Origin of the sequence: Kordiimonas aestuarii, from assembly GCF_025574465.1 — a bacterium.
Classification (GTDB): Bacteria; Pseudomonadota; Alphaproteobacteria; order Sphingomonadales; family Kordiimonadaceae; genus Kordiimonas; species Kordiimonas aestuarii.
The window spans coordinates 194067-209502 of the sequence record NZ_JAOBPP010000020.1 but is presented as its reverse complement, the minus strand read 5'-3'; the positions used below and the strand labels follow the sequence as shown (position 1 = coordinate 209502).

The window sequence follows — 15436 nt, the reverse complement described above, 5'->3', positions numbered from 1 at the left end:
ACCCTAGCGTCCTCTATATCACTCTCAAGTATTGTTCGTAATCCCACAGGTTGATCTGCCGGTGAAATTCCTCTTCCTCGTCGCGGCGCACGCGCAAGTACAAATCGACAAAGTCCTCGCCAAGATACTCACGCATCACCTTGCTTTTCTCAAATCGGTCAAGCGCCATACGCCAGCGCGGCGGCAGTACATTGTCAAAGTCCACGGAGTCAAACTCGCCTGACTCCGGCCCGGGGTCCACCTTATGGGTCAAACCATAATGCGCGCCGGCCAGAATAGCGGCAACAACAAGGTGCGGGCAAACGTCTGCGCCACAAACCCGGTGCTCAAAGCGTCGGTTTTTAGAGCCGGATAGCGGCAGGCGCACTGAAAGGCGGCGGTTATTCTCTCCCCAGTTTGGTACAACGGGCGCAAACCAGTCAGGGTCAAACCGTCGGTAACTATTGGCATTTGGCGCAAAAATCGCCGTCGCATCCGGCATGGTCTTCAGAAGGCCGCCAATAGCATCCTGCAGGCGCTTATCGCCGTCATCCAAGCTAAAAACATTATTGCCATCTTCATCAAGGAGGCTGACATGGGCATGCAGACCGTTGCCCACTTCATCATAAAGCGGCTTCGCCATAAAGCTGGCAAGCAGGCCATGTTTGAGAGCAACAGATTTCACCACCCGTTTAAGGGCCAGGGCATCGTCACACGCGGCCTCCACATCGTCCGTGTGCTGCAAGTTCACTTCAAACTGGCCGTTGCCGTATTCACAGACCAGCCCTATGATATCGAGATCCTGCGCACGGCAGGTTTCCTCAATCTCACGCATCAGGGCTTCAAAGTCGTAGAGCACATCCATGTTGTAGCAGTTGGCACCCCCTGCAGCAGCCATGCCATTAGGCGGCGATACCGGCACCGGCGGCACTGAGCCCGCTTCAAACAGGAAAAATTCATACTCAAGCGCCACAACAGGCCGAAGGCCATCTGCCTCAAATCTCTTGAGAACCCTGTCAAGCACCGACCTGGGGTCCATAAAGAAAGGGGTTCCATCACTGTCCTGCATGGTCACTATAATCTGTGCAGACTTGCGGTCCGCCCATGGCATCAGCCTGAGGGACCCTGGAACCGGCATACAGATGCGGTCCGGGTCGCTACCATACTCATCCGAAATGGTCTCGGCATTCGCTCCGTTCGTAGTCAAAAATGGCGTGGTGATGGGAAAGGGCACCCCTTTCTTCGCCACCCTTTTCAGGCCGCTCAGAGGGATTTGCTTACCGCGAAAAATGCCATTCATGTCGGCCATCAGCACCTCGACAACTTCGACATCGGGGTGTTCCTCAAGAAAACTCGATATTTCCTGCTCAACCGACATAAACCACACTCATTCCTGTATTACACCCCAGCCATGCAAAGGTATTTCATCTCGATATAGTCTTCGATACCGTACTTTGAGCCTTCGCGACCGAGGCCCGATTGTTTCACTCCGCCAAAGGGCGCCACTTCGGTTGACAGGATGCCGGTATTGATACCGACCATGCCATACTCAAGCTCTTCCGCCACCCGCCAGACACGCGCGAGATCGCGGGCATAGAAATATGAGGCAAGGCCAAATTCCGTATCATTGGCCTGAGCGATTACGTCCGCCTCATCCGTAAAGCGGAAAACGGGCGCGACCGGGCCAAAAGTTTCTTCACGCGCCACTTTCATGTCTTTGGTGACATTACGGATAAGTGTCGGCTCAAAGAAGCTGCCGCCCAGTTCATGGCGTTTGCCACCAAGGACCAGTTCACCGCCTTTTGCCAGCGCATCCGCGATATGCTCTTCTACTTTCTCAATGGCCTCGTCGTTGATGAGCGGCCCTTGCACAACACCGTCCTCGGTGCCGTCGCCCACCTTCATCGCCGCGACCTTGGCAGCGAGCTTGTCTACAAAAGCATCATAGATGCCGTCCTGCACATACAAGCGGTTCGCACAGACGCACGTCTGGCCAGAATTGCGGTACTTCGAGGCCATTGCACCATCCACAGCTGCATCAATATCCGCGTCATCGAACACAATGAAAGGGGCGTTACCCCCAAGCTCCAGCGACATTTTTTTGATATCGTCCGAGCACTGGCGCATCAGGACACGGCCAACTTCGGTGGACCCTGTGAAGGTCAATTTGCGTACTTTCTGGTTCGAGCAAAGCTCCCCACCAATATCGCGTGACTTTTTGCCAACCACGACATTGAACACGCCCTTGGGCACACCAGCACGGTCAGCAAGTTCAGCAAGCGCAAGCGCAGACAAGGGCGTCTCCGCTGCGGGCTTGACAACCATGGTACAACCCACAGCGAGCGCCGGCGCGACCTTACGTGTGATCATGGCATTCGGGAAATTCCACGGTGTAATAGCGCCCACCACGCCAATCGGCTGCTTGATCACCATGATGCGACGGTCGGGCTGGGGAGACGGAATGACATCGCCATAAACACGTTTACCCTCTTCCGCAAACCATTCAATAAAGCTGGCGCCGTACGCGATCTCGCCACGCGATTCTGTCAAGGGCTTGCCCATCTCCGCTGTCAGGATTTGCGCAAGATCCTCCTGCGCGTCCATAATCAGCCGGAACCATTTCTGCAAAATTGCGGACCGTTCCTTGGCCAGCATTTTGCGCCAGCTTTTGAAAGCTGTTTCCGCCGCATCAATTGCCGCGCGGGTTTCTTCGGCACCCATATCCGGCAATGTTGCCAGCACGTCGCCCGTTGCCGGGTTCCGCACCTCAAAGGAAGTGCCTGCTGATACCCAGTCACCGTTTATATATGCTTGCGCCTTAAGAAGCGCCTGATCATTCAACTTCATGGAATATCTCCTCAAAATCGTGCCGCTCAAACAAACGGGAAGTGCTACCTCTCACGTCAAATTCATACTACTCTGAAACAATACGCAAAATTATCGCAGGAGGTAGCCCTCACGATCCGGATTAATGTGATCACAATAATTTCATACTGTCAACACGACCATGGTAACTTTTCGCCGAAGCCAACGGCAAGAGCGCTTCAGACCCAGCCTGAAACAACAATATATGGCGTAATACCGCGTGAAGAAAGCCTTGGAATAGCGCTTGACGACAATCTCAAAATGTGATCACTTTATTGAAAATATGCGGCCATCCCATCTGTGGGTGCCGATTTGTTCGCAAGGTGTAATTTTGATGCAACAGATAAACCATACAAGCTCCTATTATGCCGCATCGGCAAACGCGAGCCCCGCCCGCCCATCACTGAAAGGCGACATTGAAACGGATATCTGCATCGTCGGCGCGGGCTTCACTGGCATTGTCACAGGCCTGACGCTGGCAGAGCAAGGCTATAAAGTCGTGATTCTGGACGCAGCCAAGGTTGGCTGGGGGGCTTCCGGCCGTAATGGCGGGCAGATCATCAATGGTTTCAGTCGCGAGATAGATTATATTGAAGAAACCGTCGGCCACGACGGTGCCATGGCGCTTGCCTCTCTCGCATTGGAAGGCGGTAATGTAATCCGCGAGAACATCGCCAAATACGGTATCGAATGCGACCTCAAGCACGGCTCTGTGCTTGCCGCTTATACCGAAAGGCAGATGAAGGATATTGCAGACACCATCGCATTGTGGAAACCACTCGGCCGCGATGGCATTGATCTACTCAGCACATCAGACATTCGCAAGCATGTAGGTACAGACAAATATGTCGGGGGCTGGCTTGACCACAATGGCGGCCATATTCACCCGCTTAACCTTGTCCTTGGTCAAGCGGCGGCCGCCGAAGCCGCTGGTGCCACGATTTATGAGCAAACACGCGTCACCCGCGTGCAGCATCAGCTTGATACCCCCGTTGTGCACACGGAAGGCGGTTCGGTTACCGCCAGGTATGTTGTGCTCGCTGGCAATGCCTATCTCGGTAAAACCGTGAAAGAGCTCTATCCCAAAATTCTGCCCGCCAGCACGCAAATCATTGTCACCGAACCACTTTCTGACAATATGGCACGCGATATCCTGCCAACCGATATGTGTGTCGAGGATGCCAACTATGTGCTCGATTATTACCGCTTGACCGCTGACAAGCGCCTGCTTTTTGGCGGCGGTACGGTTTATGGCGGTGAAGATGTCGCAGATGTCGAGAAAGCATTGCGGCCCAACATGGAGAAACTTTTCCCGGCGACACGAGACCTGAAGGTTGACTATGGCTGGCAGGGGAACATCGCCTTGACATGGTCACGCCTCCCTCACGTGGGGCGGCTTGGCAAATCGACTTATTTTGCGCATGGTTATAGCGGACATGGCGTTACAAGCTCTCACATGATGGGGCGGCTTGTGGGTGCTGCTGTTCATGGTGATGCCAGCCTTTTTGACGTATTTGCCGGGATGCCGGCGCGTAGTTTTCCAGGAGGGCAATTACTGAGCGTACCACTCAGCACAATCGGTTGCTGGTGGTATTCAATGCGGGACAAACTGGGCATTTAAAACCCGGAGAGCCCGAATGGGGGACAAAACGTGTCATCTGACCGACGAATTTTAGGCCTGAAACCTGAAACGCTGTTTCAGGGGTTTAAGTACAGTATCTATACCCTGATCTTCATCAACTTCGTCTATTTCCTGCACGAAGAATATCTGGCATTGGCTGCACGTTTCCCGGAAGGCATTGGCTTGGGCCATGCCTTTGATGCATTTTCACAGTCCACCGATTCATTCGGCTGGCTGATTCTCCTTCTCATCTTTGAACTACAAACCTATGTAGTATCTGATGAAAAACTGAAAGGCGCCTTGAAATGGAGCCTGAACCTGGCAGCCGGCATCTGTTATGTCCTGATCATTCAGGCGCTAATTGGCTACGTCAACCATATGGAGGTGATCCTCGACTTCCAGCCCTATGCGGGCGCGGCATGTGATGCGGTCGGCGTGGTATCAAGTGTAGCACTTGACCTATATGAGTTCCCTGACCTCAGTGCGGAAAATTGCGGCATGTTTGCGCAAGGAGCAACCTTTTATAACGAGCATCTGAACGCTCTCACGACGGCAGAATTGCTGCCCTATCTTGAGAATCTTGCGATTACAGATGTGGTCAACGCAGCCACATGGGTGTTGATTGTCATCGTGTTGTGGATCGATATCTTCCTGCAACTGCGCCGGGAACTGACGGAAAAACTCTATAAATGGAACGGCGTGGTCAAGGCTTTGCTTTATATTACGCTGATTGTCTGCTGCAGCTACTGGGCTTGGCTGGGTGATTTCATGGGCTTCTGGGACGCCTTCTTGTGGATTGTTGCCTTCTTCTTCATCGAGATGAACCTCTTCAAGTGGCACGAGGCGGTACCCGCAGATGAAGACGAGGAAGAACAAGCCCGAGACACCGCTGTTGAACGCGCGGAAATCGAAACCAGACAAGGTAAAAGATAAAATGAAACCAGTTGTAGCCATCGTTTGTGACACCACGGTTCAGGGGCCGCACCGCTACCATCAGGTGGGCGATAAATATGTGCAGGCACTTGTGCGCTGCGCGGACGTGACTCCCGTACTTATCCCTGCGATGGAAGAGCCTATCGCGGCACAAGCAATCCTTGGCTTTGCTGATGGCCTCCTGTTCACCGGCGGATACAGCAACATCCAGCGCCACCATTATGGCAACGCGCCCGCGCCTGAAGGCGAAAATGAAGACCCATTGAGGGACACGAACACCCTGCCGCTTATACGTGCCGTGCTTGAGGCCGGTCTGCCAATGTTTGGCATCTGCCGCGGCCTTCAGGAACTCAATGTCTCGCTTGGCGGCACCCTGTACCCGAGGGTGCATGAGATTGAAGGCCGCATGGACCACCGCGAAAACAAAAAGGACCCCGTGGAGGTCCAATACGGCCCGGCCCACAGCGTGGCCGTAACAGAAGGCGGCATCCTCGCGGATATCGTTGGGGAACGGGAATTCATGGTCAATACCGTGCACGGTCAGGCCGTCCACGACCTGGCACCTGGCCTCAAGGTCGAAGCAGTAGCACCAGATACAACAATTGAGGCGGTGTCAGTGCAAGACGCTAAAAATTTCGCGTTGGCTGTGCAGTGGCACCCGGAATGGAAGGCGTGGGAAAACACGCAGTCCACAAAACTATTTCGCGCGTTTGGCGACGCCGTGCGCGCATCACAAAGGGCGTAGCGCCCCAAATTTGAGAGAAGGACAGCGCCCAGTAATGGGCCTGCATTGGTGATCCATGTATGATGCAAAGCGCATCGAGGAACTGGACAAATGGCTCAAGGCCGAAAATATCGATGACATCGAGTGCATGGTGGCGGACAACGCAGGTATCGCCCGCGGCAAGTCCATGCCCCGTACCAAATTTATCGATGGCCTCAAAACCCGCGGGCTTCGCCTGCCGGAGACCGTGTTTGGCATGACCATCACGGGTGACTATGCCCTCAATAATTATTTGTCGGAGACCGAACGCGATGTCGTGTTACTGCCGGACCTTGACACCCTGTGCATGACACCGTGGCAACCGGAGCCGACCGCGGCCGTTATCTGCGATTGCGAGCTCGACAACGGGGACCCTGTCGCGTTTTCGCCGCGGCAGGTACTCAAGCGCGTTCTCAAGCTTTATGAAGACGAAGGCTGGCAGCCGATTGTCGCCCCAGAGTTCGAGTTTTACCTGATAGATCGTCAGGAAGATGTTGAATCTTCACCCATTTCTCCGGTCGGTATGTCTGGCCGCAGAGATAGCGGATCGGCGCCGTATTCGATCGACAGCCTCGATGAATTTGCGCCTTATTTCGACGACATCTATGATGCCTGCGAAGCCCAGCGCATTAATGTCGATGAACTTATTCATGAAGCCGGTCCTGCGCAGTTTGAGTTTAACGTGGTGCACGGGCCAGCCCTGAATGTGGCCGACCAGTCGTTCCTCTTTAAACGCATCCTTCGCCAGATTGCCATTCGCCACAATATGTTCGCGACCTTTATGGCGAGCCCCTACCCGGATACCTATGGCAGCGCGATGCATATCCACCAGTCTGTAGTGGACCTGAAAACCGGGAAAAACATTTTTGCCAATGAGGACGGCAGCCATTCGAAGCTGTTTCTGTCACATATCGCCGGGCTGCAGACCTACATGCACGAAGCCATGCCCATGATTGCCCCGTTTGTGAACAGCTATCGCCGCTTCTCACTGGCATGGTCGGCGCCAACGAACACACACTGGAGCCGGGAAAACCGGTCTGTCGGCCTGCGGGTCCCTGGTGGCTCAAAAGAGTCGCGCCGCATTGAAAACCGTATCTCAGGATCGGATGTGAACCCCTATTTTGCAATCGCGGCCTCGCTTGCCTGTGGTTACCTTGGCATGAAGGCGGGGCTTGACCCGGCACCGGAATTCCGTGGTTCGGCTTATGAAGCACGGGGCCGTTCGCTGCCAAGTCACTTCCTTGAAGGTCTCAAGAACATGCGCGGCAGTACAGCGCTCAAGGAAATCCTCGGCGAGGGCTTTGTCGAAACCTATCTCGACGCCAAGGCCATGGAATATGACAGCTACTCCTCTGTCCTCAGCCCATGGGAAACCAAATACCTGCTACTGACGGTTTAAGAAGGGTGGTTAAGACCATGAACCAGATCTCCAACCAGACGAAATTCTGGCAGAGCCAGGATGCGGATCATCACCTGCATCCCTTCACCACCCATCCTGAACTCAGAGAACGCGGCGTCCGTATGATCACGGGCGCCAAGGGCGTGTATCTAACCGATTCCGAAGGCCACGAGATCCTTGATGGCATGGCGGGCCTCTGGTGCACACAAGTGGGCTATGGGAATGAAGAGATTGTGGAAGCCGCGACAAAGGCAATGCGGAACCTGTCGTATTACAATCTCTTTTTCATGACCTCCAACCCTTACGCAACAGAACTCGCCGCCAAGGTTGCCGAAAAGACACCCGAAGGCATTTCGCAGGTGCTTTTCGCCTGCTCTGGCTCCGAAGCGGTCGACAGTGCCTATAAGCTGATCAAATACTACTGGAACCTCAAAGGACAGCCCCAGCGCAAACAATTCATCGCGCGGGAACGGGCATATCATGGCTCCACTACCATTGCCGCGTCACTCTCAGGTCTGACCGGCATGCACCCGCAGTTTGACCTGCCGGTGCCAGGCATTCATCATATCGGCCCCACGCCGCATCACTACAAATTTGGCGGGGACCTGACGGAAGAAGAGTTTACCGACCGCTGCGTACAGGCTCTGGAGGACAAGATCCTTGAATTAGGGCCTGAGAATGTTGCAGCCTTTGTCGGCGAACCTGTCATGGGGGCCGGTGGCATGATGCCGCCGCCTGCCGGCTACTGGCCACGGATTGAAGCGATATGCCGTAAATATGGTGTGCTCCTGTGGGCTGATGAAGTGATCACCGGCTGGGGCCGTACCGGCGAATGGTTCGGCAGCCAGCACTTTGGCATCACCCCGGATGTCATGACGATGGCCAAGGGCATGACATCAGGCTACCAGCCGCTTTCCGCCGTGGCGCTTGGCGGCGATATAGCCGACACCATCGCCTCCGGTGACGAAGAAATGGTCCACGGCTTCACTTATTCCGGCCATCCGGTGGCTTGTGCAGTGGCGCTGAAGAACATCGAGATTCTGGAGCGTGACGGCCTCGTTGGCGACGCCGCAAAGCCGCGCATTGAGTATTTCCAGAAACAATTGGCGACACTGGCTGACCACCCACTGGTTGGACAGGTGCGCTCCATCGGCCTCCTGGGTGGCATTGAACTTGTTGACGACAAGGGCATCAAAAAGCCATTCGATGCGGAATTGGATGTTGGTTTCAAGTGCCGTGAGCACTGCTTCAACACAGGCCTCATCATGCGCGCCGTGGGCGACGCGATGATCCTGTGCCCCCCCCTTGTTATCACGCATGATGAAATTGATGAGTTGGTTGAGAAGGCTCGGCACGCGCTAGACCTGACAGCCAAACAGCTCGGACGCATGTAGGGAGTATTGTCATGACAGAAAAAAACCACGCCTATTGGCAGTCGCAGGCCAAGGCCGCCAAAATCCGCACAAAAGCGTTCATTGATGGTGCATGGATCGAGGCCGCCAGCGGCGAAACACTTGAAACCATCAACCCAGCCACCGGTGAAGTGCTCGCACGTGTAGCGAGCTGTGACAAGGCGGATGTGGACAAGGCCGTCGCGTCTGCCCGCCGCGCCTTCCGGGAGAGCGGCTGGGCCGATCTGCACCCCACCAAACGCGGCAAGTTGATGGTGGCCTTCGCCAACAAGGTCGCTGCACACGCCGATGAACTGGCGGTCCTTGAAGTATTGGACATGGGCAAGCCCATTGGTGACGCAACATCGGTTGATATTCCCGCTGTCATCAACAGCCTACGGTGGTATGGCGAAGCCGCTGACAAGGTGATGGATGAGATAGCCCCCACAGACGCCAGCTCGCTTGCCATGGTAACGCGGGAGCCCATCGGGGTGGTCGCCGCCGTGGTGCCGTGGAACTTCCCATTGTTAATGGCTGCGTGGAAGCTGGGCCCTGCCCTCGCTGCTGGCAACTGCGTTGTGCTCAAGCCGGCGGAGCAGTCACCCCTTTCGGCGCTACGCATTGCAGAGCTAGCGCACGAAGCCGGCATTCCCAAAGGCGTGTTTAACGTGGTGCCCGGGCTTGGCCATACCGCAGGCAAGGCGCTTGGCCTGCATATGGATGTAGACGGCCTTGCCTTCACCGGCTCCACGCAGGTTGGCAAATATTTCATGGAATATTCAGGCCAGTCCAACCTCAAACGCATCGCGCTTGAGTGCGGAGGCAAAAGCCCACATATCATTATGGATGACTGCCCTGATCTTGACGCCGCCGCGCAAGCCGCCGCGGGTGCCATTTTCTTCAACCAGGGCGAGGTGTGCACCGCAGGCTCTCGTCTGCTGGTCGACAGGAAAATCAAGGACAAGTTCGTCACCAAGCTTCTGGAGGCTGCGAAAAGTTGGGTGCCCGGTGACCCGCTTGACCCCAAAACCAACCTTGGCGCCATCGTCGACAAGGAACAGCACAGCCGTGTCATGAAGTTCATTGAAACAGCCAGGGCAGAAGGTGGCAAACTAGAGATAGGCGGCAATGTTGCCCGCACAGAATCGGGCGGATACTTCATTGAGCCGACAATCTTTGACGGCATCACGCCGGAGATGACTATTGCGCGCGAGGAAATCTTTGGCCCCGTGCTTGCAATCCTTGAATTTGATGGTGAGGAAGAAGCCATCGAGCTCGCCAACAACACTATCTACGGTCTCGCTGGCGCGGTCTGGAGCAAGGATATCAGCCGGGCGCACCGCATGGCGCGGGCCATTCAGGCAGGCACCGTCTGGGTTAACTGTTGGGACCCGACAGGCGACCTTTCTATCCCGTTCGGCGGGTACAAACAAAGCGGCTTCGGCCGTGACAAGTCGCTCCACGCCCTCGATAAATATACCAACTTGAAAACGACGTGGGTTCAGCTATAGCAATTTGAAGGGCGTGGGAAAGGGACCGCGCCCTTCATTGTTTCAGGGAAACCGGTTTCTGGGGAGATACCATCATGGAGGCGACCGACGCCCTCAACACCACCTTGTCGCACCACGGCGCGATCTCGCTCATTCCGACACTATTGGTGCTTGTCATTGCCATCTGGATCAAACGCCCGATTGAAGCCCTTCTGGCCGGTGCAATCGTTGGCGTTGTCATGCTTAACGGCACCGGGTCCGTGGGCGCCTTCGCGGACATAGCCATCCGCACCCTGCAGGATGATGACCTGGCATGGATCATCCTTGTGTGTGGCGGCATGGGTAGCCTGATCGGCCTCTTTATACGAACAGGCAGTCTGCACGCTTTTATGGACAAGGTAACCGCCGGTGTTACCACTCGTTTTGGTGCCCTGATGGCAACCTGGCTGATGGGGGTCGCGCTTTTTGTTGACGACTATCTCAACTCCATCACCGTTGGCGCCGCCATGCGCCGCATTACCGACAAGTTCAAGGTATCGCGGGAAATGCTGGCTTATGTCATCGACAGCACCGCAGCACCCATCAGCGTGATAATCCCCATTTCGACATGGGCGGTGTTTTTTGGCACCATCCTTGTGGACGTAGGGATGGCAGAAGAAGGCCACGGTGTGATGGCCTATATCAGCGGCATCCCCTATATGCTTTACCCATGGATCGCTGTGTTGATGGTCCCGTTGATCGCGGCAGGCAAGATCCCGCTTTTTGGCCCGATGAAAAAGGCCGAAGCACGGGCCGCCACAGGCCAGTGCATCCCGCCCGGCGCCGAGCATATCCACAAGGCGCACCTCGCCTTGCAGGAAAAACATGGTGTGCAGAAAAAAATATCGCTGTTCTTATTACCCATGCTTGGCCTTGTCGCGCTTACCATCTATTTCGACCTTGAATTCCTGCGCGCGACCATTGCGACGCTGGCGCTGACCGTTTTCGCGGTGCTGTCACTGCGGGTGCTTGACCTGCACGACACCTTCGACACCGTCATCGAAGGCTTCAAGACAATGATCGAGCCGCTGGCGATCATCTTCGCCGCTTATATGCTCAAGGATGTGAACGGCTCCCTAGGCCTCACATCCTTTATTCTTGAGCTTACACAACCCTTTATGACCGCACAGACCCTACCCTTCATCGTGTTTGGTGTGATGGGGCTGATTGCGTTTGCCACCGGCTCAAGCTGGGGGATGTTTGTGATCGCCCTGCCAATCATTGCGGAACTGGCAATCGCGACAGACGCGAACATACCGCTCATTATTGGTGCCACACTGTCCGCCAGCACATTCGGCAGCCATGCCTGCCTTTATGCCGACGCAACCGTCCTGACAGCGCAAAGTTGTGGCTGTACATCCATCCAGCACGCTCTTACGCAATTGCCTTTTGCGGTGCTTGCTGCGCTTATATCCTTGATTGGCTTCGCCATCCTTGCGTAAGAAGGAGAGTATGAGCAAAAACGACATCAATTTTGACAAGCTCGCGCGCGAGTCCGGTGAAACCGCCCAGGAATGGGTTTATCGTGCGCTGCGCTTTGCTGTGATGTCCGGCCAGGTTGAACCTGGTCGTGCGCTCACCATCCGCGGTATTGCCGATATGCTGAAGGTGTCCGCCATGCCGGTGCGAGAGGCCCTGAGACGTCTCACGTCCGAGGGGGCGCTTGAGTTGAAGTCAAATCGGCGCATCATGGTGCCCGACCTGTCGCCTGCGCGCCTTGCTGAACTTCTGGAACTTCGTATCCTTCTGGAGGTGCACGCCGCGGAACGTGCCCTGCCTTACATCAATGACGCCTGTCTGCAAGCGCTGAGACATCTCAATGAAAGCCAGAACAAGGCTTTTGAGATCCCGGACCGGGAGGGCATCATCATCGGCAATCAGGCGTTTCACCGCACGCTTTATCTAGCCCACCCGCACCCGGTGAGTATGCCGATGATTGAACGCATCTGGCTGCAACTCGGACCACTACACCGCCTCGCGCTCGCCAACCTTGAAAAACATTATATGACCGACCGCCATGTGGAGATCATGCAAGCCATCGAGACCCGCAACCCCTTTGGCCTGAAAGCAGCGATTGAAGCGGATATCCGCGACGGCGCCGGCTACCTTACCCAGACAGAGCTGCTGGAGCGTTATACCCGCGCCGAAGCAGGCGCATTGCCGACACCGGGCAAAGAATATATGGAACGTCTCGTCAAGAACTGACATAGCGCAGCGACGTATGCGCTGCTACTCCACCGGAAAATCAAAATACGTATCAGGATATGGCTCGTCCGCCAGTGTGAAGTGCCACCATTCAGCTTCATAAGGCTTAAAGCCATGGTCCGTCATGAGGGAGCGCAACAGCATACGATTGGCGCGCTGCTGCATACTGACCTCTTTGCTGAGCGCATGGGAGACGGGGCCGAAAAAGTCCCACGGGCTACCCATGTCCAGCTCAAACAGGCGACCATCTTCCCCATGGGCTGCGATGGTCAGGTCAATGGTAGAGCCGCGCGTGTGGCCTGACTTCTCTGCAATATAGCCATGCGGCACAAGGTCATCCTTGGCGACATCGGGATAATACCGTGCCTTGCCTAGCGTATCGCCGGTATCCTTTGTCCACGCCATAAAATCGTCAACTGCCCGCTGGGGGCGGTAGGCGTCAAACACCTTGAGCGTCAGACCACAATCCGACAAACGCTTTTGAATGACCGTCAACTTTTCTGCCGCCTCGCGGCTCATGAAGGCCTTCCCGGCATGGTAACCCTGCACCGGGCGGCCCATGAAGTTCTCATCGCCCGCGTAACGCGCTTCAACCACGATACCAGGGATATAAACTTCAAGGTCCACAAAACCTTCCTCTGCGGGGCTTGCATTTGCGCCCGGGCCAATAACCATCAATAACACCCCCAAGATTAGCTGGCGCATACGCCCCCCTTAGAATAACCAGACAAGGCCAAGAAAGGCCCGCAACTGCGCACGGCTCTCCCGGGCAAAAGGACTGTCAAACGCATTGTCCTTCAGCTTGGAAGCCCGCAAACTCCCCTTCACCAGCCAATTCTTAGCAAGCCTGTGCTCCGCTGACAATTCCGCATGCACCTCATAGGCCCCGCCTGAAGGGTGATAGGCGGTATATGTAGGGTGATCGGCCCCAACCCCATAATATGCTTGCAAATAATCGCGTGAGCCAATGCTCATACCGATAACCGGCACGAGCTTGAAACTGGAATTCAGCTCAAACAGATAGCCTGCCTCAAGCTCCATACTCATACCGCCATGCACACTCCCCACGCCCCAATAAGCTTCAGCGCTCAGAAACAGCTTATAGAAGGAGGTCCCCGCAAATACCCCTATTTCAACAGCGTCGGACAGCGCATCGCTTTTGGCGATGCCTGCGCGGCTCAGGTCGTCGCGCCTGCCATCCTGCAGCCGCGCGATAATACCGGCGCGCAGAAAACGGCGGGAGGTTACCACTGCGCCAATCTTGTTGTTCTCAAGGAAGAAGGTGTCCTTATAACTGAGGCGCAGGTCCACGGCGGTCGTCACTTCATGCGCTCCCGCCCCCAGAAAATCAGGGCTCAGGTTTAGTCCTACCCCGAGTTGACCGACCCAGCTGTCCTTTCGGCGCTCGTCGTCAACCGGGACAGATTCGATGTAGACCGGCTGACCACTGCGGTTCAGGTCTACACTCTGCCCTGCCCGCGCTGGTAGCGTGGAGGTTAAGGTCAGGAAGATAAGGAAAGTTATATACCGCTTCAGCGCAGTGCCCACTGCTGTTTCCCTGTCTGGTTGCCAAGAGGCAGGATTTTATATTCTACCTCATAACCCAGATGGTCGGAAAGGGGCCTGCCATCCACCTCTTCAGTGAAATTGCGTTCGATATACGTCGGAATGATCCGGTATTTATCTGTTGGGCGAAAAAACTGTTTGTCGTTGGTATCATAAAGCACGTTGTCGCGCTCCGCCGCGTTGCGCAGCGCGCAGTCCGGCCCCGCTGACAGGCAGTCTTCTGCGGCATCCACAACAGCTATAGTGTTGCGGAAGTACTCATAGCGCTCTGGCTGTTTGGTATTGAAGTCACCTGCCACAATCACCGGATAACCGCCACAGAGCTTGTCCATGAACCAACTGAGGGTATCTGTCTGGCGCTGATGCGCACGGAACACATGACGGCTTGGGGCCTTGGCTGACCGGCGCGAATTGAAGTGTGAATTGATAATATCAAGCGGTTCATCAAGCCCCGGTACGGCTATACGCGCCAGAAGGATTGCCTTGTTGGAGAGGCAGTCGAACCCCGCGCACATGTCACTGTCGAACGCCTTGTGCTGAGCTTCGACGATCGGATAATCGGAAAGGATATAAAGGCCGCTGCCGGTAATCTTCTGCGGGTCGCTAAAGCTCATATAGTTTTTGCGTGTTTGCATTGCCCAATGCACCCGGCCTTTTTCAGACCGGGCCTTACGGCCCGGGCCCTTCAGCACATAGCTGTAACCGGATGTCTCGGCAATGATGCTGGCGTCACTGTCAAACGCTTCTTGCAGCAAGACAACCTGTGGCTGGCTGCCCCGTTCACGGCGCTCCCGCAGGATTGCGGCGATACGCTCGAAAAGTGGTGTTTTATGAGACTTCAGCGGCGATGGTAACCCTTGGATATTGTAAGAGAGTACATTGAGCAAAACGGGTTCCCGCGCGGCCACATGTGGCCCAGCTTTCGCCTCGGAAACCGGTGCAACGTCAGACACACCGTCTGGCACATCTTTGGCCCATATCGGTGCCGCGGCGTTAGTCACCACTAGCATGCCGCCCGCACAAAATAACTTGAGAAATTTGCTTCTGACCATTCGCTAATCCCTTGCCCTCCTTTCTTATGGCTGCGATCTGTTCCGGTAATATGACAGCTAATTGTCAAAAAAGAGACAATGCGCGCACATTTATGACGAATATTTCGCTTTGCGGACCACCTGTCGAAAAGCA

General features: G+C 55.3%; 13 protein-coding genes. 8 read left to right on the top strand and 5 right to left on the bottom strand.

Features of this window, described 5'->3' with window-relative positions:
• Nucleotides 1-13: 13 nt before the first annotated feature.
• Both OEU85_RS10365 and gabD read right to left on the bottom strand, forming a co-directional pair.
• Nucleotides 14-1357 (bottom strand): glutamine synthetase family protein, encoded by a 1344-nt coding sequence (locus OEU85_RS10365; RefSeq protein WP_262691401.1) that lies wholly within the window; start codon nt 1355-1357, stop codon nt 14-16.
• Nucleotides 1358-1377: 20 nt separating this feature from the next.
• Complete coding sequence (gabD, locus tag OEU85_RS10360) at nt 1378-2826, bottom strand: NADP-dependent succinate-semialdehyde dehydrogenase (protein WP_262691400.1); 1449 nt, start codon at nt 2824-2826, stop codon at nt 1378-1380.
• A gap of 352 nt (nt 2827-3178) precedes the next feature.
• Here gabD and OEU85_RS10355 point away from each other — a divergent pair, with 352 nt between their 5' ends.
• The 8 genes from OEU85_RS10355 to OEU85_RS10320 all read left to right on the top strand — a co-directional run bounded on the left by OEU85_RS10355 (nt 3179) and on the right by OEU85_RS10320 (nt 12685).
• On the top strand, nt 3179-4465 hold the full coding sequence (locus OEU85_RS10355; RefSeq protein WP_262691398.1) for an NAD(P)/FAD-dependent oxidoreductase: 1287 nt from the start codon (nt 3179-3181) through the stop codon (nt 4463-4465).
• A 30-nt stretch (nt 4466-4495) separates the two neighbouring features.
• The gene (locus OEU85_RS10350; RefSeq protein ID WP_262691397.1) at nt 4496-5398 is read left to right on the top strand and encodes a hypothetical protein; all 903 of its coding nucleotides are present in this window, start codon (nt 4496-4498) and stop codon (nt 5396-5398) included.
• Nucleotide 5399: 1 nt separating this feature from the next.
• The gene (locus tag OEU85_RS10345) at nt 5400-6143 is read left to right on the top strand and encodes a gamma-glutamyl-gamma-aminobutyrate hydrolase family protein (RefSeq protein ID WP_262691396.1); all 744 of its coding nucleotides are present in this window, start codon (nt 5400-5402) and stop codon (nt 6141-6143) included.
• A gap of 55 nt (nt 6144-6198) precedes the next feature.
• A complete protein-coding gene (locus tag OEU85_RS10340; RefSeq protein ID WP_262691395.1) occupies nt 6199-7560 on the top strand; it encodes a glutamine synthetase family protein in 1362 nt (453 codons plus the stop codon).
• A gap of 17 nt (nt 7561-7577) precedes the next feature.
• Complete coding sequence (locus tag OEU85_RS10335; RefSeq protein ID WP_262691394.1) at nt 7578-8954, top strand: aminotransferase; 1377 nt, start codon at nt 7578-7580, stop codon at nt 8952-8954.
• Nucleotides 8955-8965: 11 nt separating this feature from the next.
• On the top strand, nt 8966-10462 hold the full coding sequence (locus tag OEU85_RS10330; protein ID WP_262691393.1) for an aldehyde dehydrogenase: 1497 nt from the start codon (nt 8966-8968) through the stop codon (nt 10460-10462).
• A 74-nt stretch (nt 10463-10536) separates the two neighbouring features.
• Nucleotides 10537-11922 carry a Na+/H+ antiporter NhaC family protein gene (locus tag OEU85_RS10325; protein ID WP_262691392.1) on the top strand — a complete coding sequence of 462 codons (1386 nt, stop codon included), beginning with the start codon at nt 10537-10539 and terminating at the stop codon, nt 11920-11922.
• 10 nt (nt 11923-11932) lie between these two features.
• On the top strand, nt 11933-12685 hold the full coding sequence (locus OEU85_RS10320; RefSeq protein ID WP_262691391.1) for a GntR family transcriptional regulator: 753 nt from the start codon (nt 11933-11935) through the stop codon (nt 12683-12685).
• A 24-nt stretch (nt 12686-12709) separates the two neighbouring features.
• Here OEU85_RS10320 and OEU85_RS10315 read toward each other — a convergent pair whose 3' ends face one another.
• The 3 genes from OEU85_RS10315 to OEU85_RS10305 are packed head-to-tail and all read right to left on the bottom strand — an operon-like array spanning nt 12710 to nt 15303.
• The gene (locus tag OEU85_RS10315; RefSeq protein ID WP_262691390.1) at nt 12710-13390 is read right to left on the bottom strand and encodes a M15 family metallopeptidase; all 681 of its coding nucleotides are present in this window, start codon (nt 13388-13390) and stop codon (nt 12710-12712) included.
• Nucleotides 13391-13399: 9 nt separating this feature from the next.
• The gene (locus OEU85_RS10310) at nt 13400-14233 is read right to left on the bottom strand and encodes a MipA/OmpV family protein (protein ID WP_262691389.1); all 834 of its coding nucleotides are present in this window, start codon (nt 14231-14233) and stop codon (nt 13400-13402) included.
• The gene (locus tag OEU85_RS10305; RefSeq protein WP_262691388.1) at nt 14218-15303 is read right to left on the bottom strand and encodes an endonuclease/exonuclease/phosphatase family protein; all 1086 of its coding nucleotides are present in this window, start codon (nt 15301-15303) and stop codon (nt 14218-14220) included. The genes OEU85_RS10310 and OEU85_RS10305 overlap by 16 nt, the downstream gene beginning before the upstream one ends.
• Nucleotides 15304-15436 lie beyond the last annotated feature (133 nt).